Raw genomic sequence first — 12,621 nt, forward strand, 5'->3', positions numbered from 1 at the left:
GCGGAAGACTATTCTAGAAAGCTGTTGAGGCTGTCGCGCAGTCGGATGAGTTCATCCCTGAGCGCCTGGATCTCCTGGGCTGAGCGGCCACTGGCGCAGACCACGTTGTGCCGCGCCTTGGCGGCCTGCTCCTTCAGGCTGTGACCCTTAGGCGTGAGAATGATCCGCACTTGTCGCTCATCCTCAGGATCCCGCTGGCGGCGCACGATGCCGGCAGCTTCCAGTCGCTTCAACAGCGGGGTCAACGTGCCTGAGTCGAGATGAAGCCGCTCGCCAATGTGCTTCATCATCTGGTCGTCCTGCTCCCAAAGCACCAGCAGCACAAGGTACTGCGGGTAGGTGAGGCCGACCTGGTCCAGCCCCGGCTTGTACACGCGGTTGAAGGCCTGCGACAGGGAATAGGCGGCAAAACAAAGCTGCCGGTCGAGCTTAAGGCCATCTTCAAGGGTGGCAAGGTCAAGCGGCTGCGGTTTGGCCAAGGTGTACTCCTGGAGCAATGATGTTCGTTAGCGTACCACTGAATAGCCCGTTAGTATAGTTGCGCGTCAGTCAATTGCTCGGTAATGAATTTGAACCTGCACACCAGGGCAGGCCTCCACCCCAGCTTCCTGAGAGCCTGCCATGACCCGCATCCCCGCTCCCTTCCTGAGAGGCGTCGCTGTTTTGACCATCGGTGTCGCATTCCTGATCAGCCACGCAGCTCTTGCAGCGCCTCAGACGGGTGCCAAACCTGAGGCATCGATGCAGATGGCTGCCGTGGAGAACCATGACGGCGAGGAGAGCCTGCAAGATGTGCAGGGCCTCGCGTTGGCCGAGAACTGCTACCTCGAAGTGCAGAAGCATCGCACGCCTCAGGGCAAGGTCGTGTCCCGCATCGTGCATGAATGCGACTGAGGTGATGCGATGAACCGGATCCTCACCATGCGCAACCGCACACGTCGACCTGCGAACTACTTCAGACCTCCGGAGCCGCCGGACAGGGTCGAGACCGCTGCTCGTGTTCTCAGCGCCTTACTGTTGCTGGGCACAGCGGTGAGTGGAGGAGCCTTGTTCCTCCAGACCGCTGCCGCCCACGCAGAGCGGGAGACCGTGCAGGCTTCAGCGGTGCCGCAGGCCGCCGTTATGGCCGACACTCCCGAACACCACCCGATGACCCGCGCCGACTTTGATGCGCATACGATGAGAGCCTTCCGAAAGGGGCTGCTACAGGCGCGCAAGGCACTTAGAGAGACCGATCACAAGGCGATGCCCGACCGAATCAGGCTGGTCGACCGAGACAGGAGAAGCACATAAAGGGGCAGGAACAAGAGTTGTGCCCAATGGAGCGTGTTTGGACACAGCTCTTGTTCTGGTCCCTTCAAGCAGCCGAAGCTCCGGCCGGAGGGCAGGGAAGGGGCAGCCAAGACGCTGGAGGTCTTCTGCCAGGTGCTGGAGGAGGGGCTTGTCATCGCTCACAAGGATCTTGACCGGCTCATCCTCGCCCGTGAGCTGATGAACCGGGTGACGGCCAAGACCCGCTCCAGCTCCAAGCGGCCGGAGTTGGCCGAGCTGTTTCTGTCCCGCCCGCTGGTGACGGTGCCGCTCGGGTCCAAGCTGTTGATGGTCACACCCAAGGCCGTCGACCTGATGCTGGCGCAGCTCGGCGGCGCCCTGCCATACGAACTTACTGGCCGAACCCGGTACAGCAGAGTATGGGGTATCGTGTGAGAGAACCCTGAGCCGGCACCTGAATTCACTGCCGCCGCGGGCCGACACCGGCCGATCAAACCTGCGTTTCCAATCACCACACCCGTAACAGGATTATGCTTGGTTCGCTTCATGCCCTATGCCAATCTTTGTGTTGCGAGCCGCCCCGGCTATCCATCAGCAAGAACAATGCGCGTAGCGCCAGCTGAAGCGAATGACATATGCTTCCCATCTCGGCCGTGAAGCCCAATGCTCCCATGCGCCACTTCCTTAGTGGGGAGCAGATGGGGGTCTTCATCAATGGTCACGATTGGGCATCATCTTTGCTCGGCCCATTGGGCGAATGGTCGGATCGCCTGACCTTTCTGGTTGAGGTGATGCTGGCGTCCAAAGTGCCGATGTTTCTTCTCTGGGGGCCGGACCACACCTTTATCTACAATGACGCCTACATCCCTGTGCTCGGGCAAAAGCACCCTTGGGCTTTAGGGCGGGGCTTCTTCGAGATTTGGCCTGAGGTGCGGGAGCAGATCGAGCCAGTGATCGACCAGGCCTATGCCGGCCAGCCCTCCTACTTCGAAGACATGGCGGTGGTTCTGCACCGCCGGGAACAACCGGAGCAGACCTACTTCACCTTTTCCTACAGCCCCTTCTGTAATGCTTCGGGCCAGGTAGCCGGTGCGTTATGTACCCTTCAGGAAACCACCAGCAAGGTCCAGGCCGAGCAACGGCTGGAGTTCCTGCTGACCCTGACCGACCGATTGCGGGGCCTTACCGATCCTCTAGAGGTGATCTGTGTCGCAGCCGAGATGCTGGGACAGCATCTCGGAGTCAGCCGGGTTGGTTATGGTGAGGTGAATGAGAGCGCCCGCTACTTCACCACGCCCCGGAACTGGACCGATGGCACCGTCGAGCATCACACCGGCACTCACGATCTGGCAGCCTTCGGGCCGGAGATCCACTCCGCCCTGCAGCAGGGCAAGCCGCTCATTGTGTGCAATGCTGAAACTGATCCCCGGATGAATCGCCCTGGCTCATTGGCAGCCTTCGCTTCTCTGCAGACGAGGGCCGTTGTCACCATGTCCCTGATCAAGCACGGGCGCATGGTGGCGGCTCTGTATGTCCACAGCCGCGCACCACGGGAATGGACCGAGGCCGAAGTTCGGCTCATCCAGGATGTCGCCGAGCGGACCTGGGACGCCGTTGAACGTGCCCGTGCTGAGACAGCGTTGCGCGGGAGCGAAAACCAGCTTCGGCTGGCGATCGATGCTGGCCGCATGGCAGCGTGGGCACATGACACCGCAACAGACACCATCACCGCAACCCCCGAGTTGAACCGCCTCTTGGGATATCCGCCCGAGGCTCAGATCGACGCGATGGAGTTACGCTCTCACTACTATCCGGGAGACCGGGATCGGCTTACCGCTGCGGCTATGGCGGCAATTGAGCGGGGAGAAAACTTCTTCGAAGTCGAGTACCGGTTCTACCGCCTCGACGGATCCTTACGTTGGTTCCTGATGCGGGCTGAGATGGAATTCGGCCTGGACCGGAGGCCCACCCGGACCGTTGGGGTGATCCTCGACATCACTGACCGTAAGCAGAACGAGGAGAGCCTGCGGGAGCGCGAGGAGGAATTGAGCACTGCCTTGGAGGCAGGCTCCCTCGCAATCTTCGACCTCGATCACGTGACGGGCGAAGTATGTGCCACGCCTCGCCTGAATGAGTTCTGCGGCTATCCGGCTGGGTACCACCTAACCATCGAGGACATCCGTGCCCGGTTCCATCCCGATGATGTTGACGAGATTCGGCAGACCTCCCGCCTTCTGAGCGAAGATCTGTCGGTGCGCCAGTTCGATTGGCCGTTGCGCCTCCTCCTGCCGGACGGCTCGAATCGGTGGATCCAAGGGCGCGGCGAGTACATCCGCAATGAGGCGGGCCAGGTTATCCGCTCCCGTGGCGTCGTCATGGACGTCACGCAGCAAAAGCAAGCTGTAGAAGCCAATGCAAGGCTGGCAGCAATCGTCGCTTCCTCGCCGGATGCCATCATCTCGTTCGATGCGGCAGGCAAGCGGATCGTCACCTGGAACAAGGGGGCCGAGGCTCTGTTCGGCTACACCGAAGCTGAAGCGGTCGGCCAGCCTGTGAACCTTCTGGTGCCCCTGGATCCTGTGACCGGAGCGAAGGTAAAATCAGGCGCCTTCGAACAAACCATCGCTCAAGGGCACATTCGTTTTGAAGCGAAACGCCGCCGCAAGGACGGGAGCCTGCTTGATGTGTCGGTTCTGGCAACCTGCATGACGGATGCAGCCGGCCGGGTGATCGGGGCGGCGGCGATCTTTCGCGACATCACCGAGCGCAAGCGCTGGGAGGAGCACCAGCGGCTGCTGATCAATGAGTTGAACCATCGCGTGAAGAATACTCTGGCGACGGTGCAGTCGGTGGCCTCGCAGACGTTGCGCAATTCGAGGACGATGGAGGAGGCACAACGAGGTGTGGAGGAGCGCCTAATTGCGCTGTCTCGTGCCCACAATGTTCTGACGCAAGAGAACTGGGAGGGAGCAAGTCTTAAGGACATTGTCATGGGTGCCATAGGCCCGTACCGATATGATGGCGAGAACCGCGTGCAAGTGTCGGGTTCAGACGTCCGTCTGTCTCCCCAGATGGCGCTGGCTCTTGCCATGGCCCTTCATGAACTGGCGACGAACGCGGTCAAATATGGTGCCCTGTCGAACGAAATGGGTGAGATCCGGATTACGTGGGCAGTGAGACCGAGCGCCGATGCGCCCCACTTTCATCTGGTCTGGATCGAGAGCAGTGGCCCTCCGGTTGTGGTTCCAACCCGTCGTGGCTTTGGGACCCGCCTGATTGAACGAAGTCTCGCGCAGGAACTCCAGGGGCGGGTTCAGCTTGCCTTTGAGCCAACCGGCTTGGTGTGCACCCTTGATGCACCTGTTCAAGGGCCATGAGACAACCTGCAAGATTTTAGCGTTTTCTCGCAGCGTCAGCCATCGTCCAGAGTTTTCCAGAACGCACCGAGGCAACAACAGAGGAGTGCGGCCCTTCCTGAGACAGCATTGACCCGCTGTGCACTTGGCAGGTGTACGCCTCCGATGGTCCTCGTCCGCAGGTTGGCGGCCTAAGCTGGGACTAACGAGACCCGGGCGAACTCGACCAAGATGGTTTGGTGCTGACGCACCCGCTCCAGGGTGCGGCTGAGGTCTGACTTTGACGGCTGCTTGGCTGATATGGGCGACAGAATAGTCAAGGTGAACGCATAAACCCAATTCTTGGTCCTCGCCTTTGTTCCGCAGGCGGCAAAGGCCGATGGTTAGATCTCGTCAATACTACGCTTGATCTTCAAGCCTATTCCATAACCAGCTCTCCGCAAACTTCCACGCAGGCCACCGAGGGCTCAGCGCAGTGCATCTTATGAGGCCGAATGTCTCCTAATGGCCCAATGCGGGAGCAGGGCTTCGATCTGCATAGGAGCGAAACACCAGACCGTGGTGTAGGGCAGAGCATTTCCCGGATTGTCCATTCCGGACCTTTCCCGCGTTGAGCACATTAAGGAGACGACCAGGCAGCTGTCGGAGCTGTAGGGACGTCAAATAACTTGATGGAACATGGCTGACGTACACCTCTTTACAGGCTGGCGAGCCCTACCTCGCAATAGCTAGCAGCAAAAGGAGCCCACCATGGCAGACCAGAACGAGAGGCAGTCAGAGCAATTAGAGCGGCACTACAAGGTGCGGCAGGTCACCGACATCCAGGCGTCCTGGACCGAACAGGGGCGTGGCGAGGTAGGCAAGTTCACCGTCCAGCTGATTCTCGACAATGGTGTGGAGGAGTACATCCTACAGCCCGACGCCGACGACGTTGAGCCGATGCTGAGGCTTTTTGGTCTAAGTGATCACACTACATTCGACCTTGAGCGCAAGGTGCTGATGTTCTCCAACCTTAAGACAAAGTGAGGCGCTAGATCACCGGCCTGAACCAAGAGGTCGCGCCGGGGCTGCATCCTAGAACCCACTGCATGAAACCAGGAGACTGACATGTTTAAAGGCGCACTCCTTTGGCTCATTGGCATTCCGATCCCTATCATCATTCTCCTGTTTCTCTTGTTCTGATCAATTCAGGCAGGACAGTTGGTGGTAACCTACTCCATCAGGAGATCGGGAGTGTCTGAGACGACGCTAGGCATTTCGCAGGTAAGCAGGTCTCAAAATCGATCTGTCGCGCTAGCGTTTGCCAGAACTGCGCGACCGTAAGGAAAGTCTCATGACAATGGACGAAAGAGCCGGTCACGACCCAGCTGGCGACATCTTGCGAGGCCTCGCGGGATGGAGGGTTCGAGGTCCCATGTTCCCCTTTTGTGAGTGCCGCGTGCGCTCGGCTGCACCTCTGGTCGTGCCTGAAGCGGCTGAGGCTAGGCGTAGCTCCTCCCAGGCGACACTGCTGTCATACTGATGCAAACTGGTTGTCACACCAGCATAGGGGAAGGCCTAAGTTTACGCCGGCTGGCCGCCGCCGCCGGTTGCGCCGAAGATCTGACCAGTGGAGTAGCTGAGCGCCGGATCGGCCGCCGCAACATAGAGGCCGGCGATCTCTGCAGGCTGTCCGGGCCGGCCAAGCGGACTCTGCGAGCCAAACTTCTGCAGCTTCTCAGGCGTTGCGCCGCCGCTCACCTGGAGCGGGGTCCAGAACGGCCCAGGCGCCACCGCGTTGACCCGGATGCCCTTGGGCGCCAGCTGCTTGGCCATCGACTTCGTAAAGTTCAGCACGGCGGCGCGCGTCAGGGCGTAGTCGACGAGGTCCTCCGAAGGATCGGAGGCCTGCTCGGACGATGTGTTAACGATGACAGCACCGGGTCCCATCCGCGCCACTGCGGCTTTCGTCAGCCAGAAGGGTGCATAGACGTTGGTCTTCAGCGTAGCGTCGAAGTCCGCGCTCGAGATCTCTGCAATGGCGGGCTTCGTCTGTTGGCGGGCAGCATTGTTGACGAGAATGTCGAGCCCACCGAGTTCGCGGAACGCGTCTTCGACCAGCCGCTGGCAGAAGGCCTCGTCGCGCAGGTCGCCTGGGATCGCGACCGCCTTGCGGCCAGCTGCACGAATCAGCTCCACGACCTCGCGAGCATCCGGCTCCTCGGCGGGCAGGTAGTTGATGGCGACGTCAGCTCCCTCGCGGGCATAGGCAATCGCCGCAGCGCGACCAATGCCGCTGTCTCCGCCAGTGATCAACGCCCGCTTGCCGGCGAGCCGGCCCGAGCCTCGATAGCTGGTCTCGCCGTGGTCCGGGCGAGGATTCATCTGCGAGGCGAGACCCGGCCACGGCTGCTGCTGCACCGGAAAGGGAGGCTTTGGGTAGTCCGCGGCTGCCGGCGCGGTCGGTGCGCCAGGCTGCTTGGGGCCGACCTGCGCCGCTGCGGGAGACGTCGCGGCGGCGGCCGTGGCGAGTGCGGCACCGGCTATGAAAAGACGGCGTGAGGCGTCAACGTCGGTCATACGACAGGTCTCCAGGGCATGCGGGGTTACGCGGTTCAACGACTTCCCCTAGAACCGGTTCCGTGGCTGCAAGAGCGTTGAATGCAATGTGTCGAAGCCACTCAGAAGAAGGTATTCACTTGCCCAATCTGAGTTCATCGCGCGAGCGATCCGCTCCCCTGCCGATTGAAACGGGGTGCAGGAGGTTAGCCCAACACCCTGCAAGCTAATCCGAGTAGTTTCCTGACAAACTTGCCTATTTGTCGGTTTCTGGCACGAGGCGGAAGAACACCGAATGTCAGCTCCCGCGCGGAACACCGGACGTTCCGAAAGGTCGGCGAACTTCGCCGCCTGAACCCTGTGTAGACACTCCCTTGTGGCGCTACCGACAGTGAGCGATGAGGCATTCAGAGCGATCGGGTGAGTGGCATACAAAAGGTAAAGCGCGTCTCTTGCTGGTCGGAGGTCACATCCAGTGAACCCCCATGGGCTTTTGCAATCTCGCAGGCAATGTAGAGCCCAAGCCCCAGCCCCTGCTGGCTCGGACGAGCCGCCACCCGAAAGAACGGCTGGAACAGGCGCTCCAACGTGGACGGCGGGATCGGCTCGCCCTTGTTCGCGACGGAGAGCTCGAAGCTCCCGTCCAGGGTTGCGGCACGGACTAAGATCGGCTCTTCGCTCGCGCCATGGGTGAGGGCATTCGCCACCAGGTTCGAGAGCAGTTGCGCAACGCGGGCACGATCACAGCTCACAGTCTTCGTCACGGCCAACTGCGTCTCAATCCGCCGCTCGGGCCAGGCCGTCCGCAGCTCGTCGACAACTTGCTCCAGCACCTCTCCCAGGGGTACGTGCGCGTCACGCTCCAACGTCAGGCCCCCTCCCAGGCGACCATGGGCAAAATCGAGCACATTGTCGATTAGCTCAGCCATGCGCCCGACGCTGCTCCGGATCAGACCGACAAGGGTCGCGCCCTTCGCGGTAAGCGGCTCCTTCAGCAGCATCCCGGCGCCGGCATCGATGGATGCGAGCGGGTTGCGCAGGTCATGGCCCAGCACCGCGATGAACTGCTCGCGCAGCTCGGAGGTCTTGCGCTCATCGAGAAGGTTCGCCTCGCTGGCGGCCAAGCGCTCATTGGCATTCAGATGAAAGCCGATCAGCTCGGCGAACAGCCTGAACATGCCAATAGTCTCAGGGTTGTTCAGCCGTGCCGGACGCGGATCGATGGCGCACAGCGTGCCCCAGAAGGAGCCGTCCGCGAGGACGATCGGCATGGAGATGTAGCTCTGGAACCCGTACATCGCCGGAGTGTGATGCTGGCAGTAGGTATGATCCTCCGCCACATGGTCGATGACCACCGCTTGTCCCGACTGTCGGATCTCGTGGCAGATCGTGGTCTCGAGCTTCAGCTCGCCGCCGGGACTGAGGCCGAACTGGACGTCGTCGCGCACCGCACAGGCGATCCAGCGGTCCTCGGTCACCCGGGCCACGGCCGCAAAGCCCATGCCGGTGGTGCGGCAGACGACTTCCAGAATGGTCGGCACGGCTTGGATGCGGTCGATGGCGGCAAGATCCGCCTCAAAGTCGGTCGGCACGTCCAAAGGGTCCCCTTGTTTTGACACAACTTACCCAGCCTAAGCCATTGTGTCACTTGAGAAGAACCGGAAACGAAGCAAAAGCGGATTAGGAAGGTGTGGGTTCCCACGCGTTGCTGAGGCGGGTACCTCCACCCACCGGGTTCTGTCTCATTGCGTAAAATCTGCTGTCCATTCGAGTGGCGCATCCACCGTGCAGATCAGACCCGTGTTGGGAAAAGCGATCTTAGCTGTCCCCCCGAGATCCTGGGCTAGGCTGCGCTCAATCAGGCGCGAGCCGAAACCGAGGCGGGTGGGGGCCTGAACGGGAGGACCGCCACTCTCCTCCCACCTCAAGTGCAAGCAGGCGGGCTTGCCCTGTTCAACACTCCAGGCGATCCTGACCTCCCCGGAGGCATTCGACAGGGCGCCGTACTTCACCGCGTTGGTCGCAAGCTCCTGAAGCGCCATAGCCAGCGCCAGCGCCATGCGTGGTGGCAGCCGAACCCGGGGACCCTTCAGATGCAGGCGGTCATCACCCCGGCTGGCGTAGGGGGCGACAGCCTGTTCCGCGATCTCGTAGAGATCTGCTCCTTCCCAGCTCTCACGCGTCAGAATATCATGGGCCCGCGACAGAGCGATAAGGCGATTCTCAATGGCTGCTTTCGCCTCCTGAGCTGTCCCGGTGTTGCGCAGCGTCTGGCTCGCAATGGACTGCACGGTAGCAAGCGTGTTCTTCACCCGATGGTTCAGCTCGTGGATGAGCAAGTCGCGGTGCTCCTCCGCCACCTTGGCCTCGGTGATGTCGACATTGCACCCCGTGTAGCCGAGAAAGCGCCGGGCATCATCGAAGCGCGGCACGCTTTCGCAGCGCAGCCACCGGGTGTTTCCATTCCGGTCCCGGACCCGCACCTCGGTCCGGAACGGCTGGCGGGCGGCAAAGGCTTCGAAGAAGCCGTTCTCGAACCCGGGCAGGTCTTCGGGGTGGACAATGTCGCGCCAGCCATCGCCGAGCATCTCCAACGCCGGGCGCCCGAACACATGATCGTAATGCATGTTGGCGAAAACGATCTGGCCTGTCTCGTCCGACATCCAGATCAGGGCCGGTGCCGAGTCCGCCATGTGCCGGAATCGGGCCTCACTCTCGCGCAACGCCGCCTCGCTGTTCTTGTCCGCCGTGATGTCCCATTGGGCTCCGAGCGAACGCACAAAGCGCCCGCCAGTGTCGCGGATGAGCTTCGTTCGGGCGGTGATCCAGCGTGTCTCGCCCGTATCGGCACGGGTGATCCGGAAGTCATAGTCGAGCTGGTGGCGCGTGGGATCAGTCACCGCCGCCTGCGTTTCCGCCTCGATCTGCGGCCGGTCCTCTGGATGCACGAGTGCAATCCATTCCTCGTAGGAAAAGCCGAGTCGATCCTGGGGCAAGCCATACAGGTCCAGGTACTCGGGTGACGCAATGGCCCTGCCGGTGGCCAGGTCGAAGTCAAAACTGCCGATCCGCGCCGCCTCCTGCACCTGCCGGAGGCGCTCCTCGCTTTCGGTGACGGCCTTTTCGGCCCGCTTGCGGTCCGTGATGTCGTCGAACAGAACTGCGACGCGCCGCTGCTCCCGATCACCAACCCGAAAGGCAAAGACGTCATACCATTGCCCGAGGATAGCTGCCTCGTGCTCGAAGCGCTCCGGCTCACCGCTGAGCGCAATTCGGCCATAAGTCTCGAACCAGTAATCCTCGTGTTCGGGCTGTAGGGCGCGTATACTCTTGCCCACCGCATCTCGCAGACCGGTCTGTGCCTCGAAGGCAGGGTTGATCTCGACAAAGACATAGTCGACCGGGTGGTTCTGCTCGTCGAACATCACGTCCATCACGCAGAAGCCCTGGTCGAGGGCCTCGAACAGCAGGCGGTAACGGGCTTCCGTCTCCCGTTGCGCCACGACCGAGCGTGTGGTTTCCGTGATGAGGGTCAGCACGCCGCCCACGCCGTGGGGCGCAGCGGCGTCATGGATCGGGCCAAAGCTGTAGGTCCAGTACATCTCTTCGATGCGGCCGTTGCGGTGGATGGGAACGAGATTGTTCTCCTGCCAGGTGGCTTCGCCGCCGGCCATCACCTGCTTCAGCTCCGGCTCAACGATCGGATAGGCTTCGGGCCAAGCTTCTGGAGCGGGCCGGCCCAGCACGAAGGGGTGCTTTTCCGAACCGAGCGAGGCGGCATAGGCATCATTGTAGAGGCAGACGAACTCGGGTCCCCAGAAGATGAACACCGGGTGCCGAGTGGTCAGCATGATGACCACCGCGGTCTTGAGGCTCTGCGGCCAGGCCTCGATGAGTCCCAGCGGTGTGGCCCCCCAGTCGTGAGTGCGGATGCGCTCGCCCATCTCACCCCCGCCACTGGGCCAGCTTGCGTGACCTGGCGGCTGCACGGCGGTGTCCCCGTCCGCCATTCTCCGGTGGGGTCGTCCGGAAGTCTCCTCATTCATTGGTTGTCGGGCCGGTCTTGGGCTGCGGCTGCTTCGCTGCCATCTGCGGGAGCAGGCCGGCCTCTTCGCGTTCGAGCAGACGAAGTGCCGCCCTGACCACTTCGCTGGCGGTCTGGTATCGGCCCGAGGCCACGCGTGCGGTGATGAAACGGGTGAGTTCCGGCGTCAGGGACACGTTGAGGCTCTTAGGGGTGCCTGGCATGCGTCCCCTCCCACGGCGTTGCTTGATGTCAGGGATTGACACGCTCAGATATGCCCCACGGGTACTCGGTCAAGCCGTGGATCTGCAAAATCCTTGAGGCGCCATCGGTCTTAGGTTTTCGGGAGCCCTAGCATACAGAAGGATTGTGCAACCGTGCTGGCGAGCTTGGAGGCAGCCCGAACCGGGCACACCAGGAACATGAGCACTTGATAGCCTTCGGCGCTCAAGAGCCGACGTTCAATGAGCGACTGCAACGTGAAAAGTTGACCCGATCCGGACCTTAACCATCCTCCTGACGGCCACGCTATCAAACCGACAGCCCCACGGGAACTTTGACTGCGAAGCCTGAAGATCAGTCCGCGGCTTGCCCCACCGTTCGCCGCTCGATCATCTCACGGATACGAATTGCGAGCGCTTCCACGGCAAACGGCTTGGTGATCATTTCCATGCCCTGCTCCAGGAAGCCGAGTAGAGCATGTATCTCTCACCCTGCTCATTGGTGACATTGTAGAAGAACGCACCGAACTGTGCCCCTGTCAGGGCCACACCGGCATCGGTCGCAACCTGGACCAGGGTGTCGAGATCGAGTTCCGAGGCAAGCTGCGAGCCAATCCGGTTGAGGATCTCCAGGCGCTCCTTCTCCCGCGCAAGTGCCTGCTGGGCGAGGTGGGTTTCCGTGACGTCATGGCCTTCGCAGAAGATGCCGATGATGCCGGTCTCATCGATCACCGGCTCATAGATGAAGTCGAGGACCACTTCCTTTGCAGGTACATCAGACGAGGCTTGCAGGCGGGCCGGGACATGGCTGGCTACAAACCGTTCACCGGTTGCGTAGACCTGGTCGAGCCACTCGAAGAAGCCCTGGCCCTCCAGATCCGGGAATACTTCCCTGACAGTTTTGCCAACATAATCACGGTCGCCAAACAGCCGACGGTAAGCCTGATTGACGAACTCAAACACGTGGTGGGGGCCGGTCAGGACGATAATGAAGCCGGGTGCCTGCTCGAACAGGCGCTGCTGGCGCTCCTTCTCGGCGGCCAAGCGGCGCTCGGCCATGACCTGAGCGGTGATCTCCATGCAGGGGCAGAAGAAGCCGGCGACTTCACCGGTGTGATCCCGAACGGGCGTGTAGGAGAACGCAAAGTGGGTCTCCTCGCGAAAGCCGCGCCGCATCATGAACAGGGTGATGTCGTCCATGTGGACCGGC

At 61.5% G+C, this 12,621-nt stretch carries 11 protein-coding genes; 5 read left to right on the top strand and 6 right to left on the bottom strand.

Annotation, left to right across the window (positions count from 1 at the left end; genetic code table 11):
- Positions 1-8: 8 nt before the first annotated feature.
- The gene (locus tag MA07_RS00715) at positions 9-479 is read right to left on the bottom strand and encodes a MarR family transcriptional regulator (protein ID WP_036345719.1); all 471 of its coding nucleotides are present in this window, start codon (positions 477-479) and stop codon (positions 9-11) included.
- Positions 480-621: 142 nt separating this feature from the next.
- On the opposite strand from MA07_RS00715, the gene MA07_RS00720 reads away from it, so the two are divergent.
- The 5 genes from MA07_RS00720 to MA07_RS00740 all read left to right on the top strand — a co-directional run bounded on the left by MA07_RS00720 (position 622) and on the right by MA07_RS00740 (position 5,654).
- The gene (locus MA07_RS00720; protein ID WP_036345701.1) at positions 622-894 is read left to right on the top strand and encodes a hypothetical protein; all 273 of its coding nucleotides are present in this window, start codon (positions 622-624) and stop codon (positions 892-894) included.
- A 9-nt stretch (positions 895-903) separates the two neighbouring features.
- Positions 904-1,293 carry a hypothetical protein gene (locus MA07_RS00725; RefSeq protein WP_036345704.1) on the top strand — a complete coding sequence of 130 codons (390 nt, stop codon included), beginning with the start codon at positions 904-906 and terminating at the stop codon, positions 1,291-1,293.
- 33 nt (positions 1,294-1,326) lie between these two features.
- The gene (locus tag MA07_RS00730; protein WP_036345707.1) at positions 1,327-1,707 is read left to right on the top strand and encodes a helix-turn-helix domain-containing protein; all 381 of its coding nucleotides are present in this window, start codon (positions 1,327-1,329) and stop codon (positions 1,705-1,707) included.
- Positions 1,708-1,907: 200 nt separating this feature from the next.
- Positions 1,908-4,649, top strand: coding sequence for a PAS domain S-box protein (locus tag MA07_RS27370; RefSeq protein WP_052002661.1), 2,742 nt, complete (start codon positions 1,908-1,910; stop codon positions 4,647-4,649).
- A 729-nt stretch (positions 4,650-5,378) separates the two neighbouring features.
- The gene (locus tag MA07_RS00740) at positions 5,379-5,654 is read left to right on the top strand and encodes a hypothetical protein (RefSeq protein ID WP_052002662.1); all 276 of its coding nucleotides are present in this window, start codon (positions 5,379-5,381) and stop codon (positions 5,652-5,654) included.
- 537 nt (positions 5,655-6,191) lie between these two features.
- Here MA07_RS00740 and MA07_RS00745 read toward each other — a convergent pair.
- The 5 genes from MA07_RS00745 to MA07_RS29365 form a co-directional block, all read right to left on the bottom strand.
- Positions 6,192-7,187, bottom strand: a complete 996-nt coding sequence (locus MA07_RS00745) for an SDR family oxidoreductase (RefSeq protein ID WP_036345711.1) — start codon at positions 7,185-7,187, stop codon at positions 6,192-6,194.
- A gap of 386 nt (positions 7,188-7,573) precedes the next feature.
- Entirely contained in the window at positions 7,574-8,758 is a 1,185-nt protein-coding gene (locus MA07_RS00750; RefSeq protein WP_036345727.1) for a GAF domain-containing sensor histidine kinase, read from the bottom strand.
- Positions 8,759-8,908: 150 nt separating this feature from the next.
- A complete protein-coding gene (locus tag MA07_RS27375) occupies positions 8,909-11,176 on the bottom strand; it encodes a PAS domain S-box protein (protein WP_052002664.1) in 2,268 nt (755 codons plus the stop codon).
- Positions 11,177-11,204: 28 nt separating this feature from the next.
- On the bottom strand, positions 11,205-11,414 hold the full coding sequence (locus tag MA07_RS00760) for a type II toxin-antitoxin system ParD family antitoxin (RefSeq protein ID WP_036345714.1): 210 nt from the start codon (positions 11,412-11,414) through the stop codon (positions 11,205-11,207).
- Between the two features lie 438 nt (positions 11,415-11,852).
- Positions 11,853-12,621: PAS domain-containing protein (locus tag MA07_RS29365; protein ID WP_200879299.1), on the bottom strand; the 769-nt coding region annotated here is incomplete at its 5' end.

The organism is Microvirga sp. BSC39, assembly GCF_000739015.1.
GTDB lineage: Bacteria > Pseudomonadota > Alphaproteobacteria > Rhizobiales > Beijerinckiaceae > Microvirga.

Excerpts from the sequence above, each read along its gene's own strand:
- MA07_RS27375 (WP_052002664.1), bottom strand. The coding sequence starts at position 11,176 with ATGGCGGACGGGGACACCGCCGTGCAGCCGCCAGGTCACGCAAGCTGG.
- MA07_RS00720 (WP_036345701.1), top strand. The coding sequence starts at position 622 with ATGACCCGCATCCCCGCTCCCTTCCTGAGAGGCGTCGCTGTTTTGACC.
- MA07_RS00745 (WP_036345711.1), bottom strand. The coding sequence starts at position 7,187 with ATGACCGACGTTGACGCCTCACGCCGTCTTTTCATAGCCGGTGCCGCA.
- MA07_RS00725 (WP_036345704.1), top strand. The coding sequence starts at position 904 with ATGAACCGGATCCTCACCATGCGCAACCGCACACGTCGACCTGCGAAC.
- MA07_RS27370 (WP_052002661.1), top strand. The coding sequence starts at position 1,908 with ATGCTTCCCATCTCGGCCGTGAAGCCCAATGCTCCCATGCGCCACTTC.
- MA07_RS00760 (WP_036345714.1), bottom strand. The coding sequence starts at position 11,414 with ATGCCAGGCACCCCTAAGAGCCTCAACGTGTCCCTGACGCCGGAACTC.
- MA07_RS00740 (WP_052002662.1), top strand. The coding sequence starts at position 5,379 with ATGGCAGACCAGAACGAGAGGCAGTCAGAGCAATTAGAGCGGCACTAC.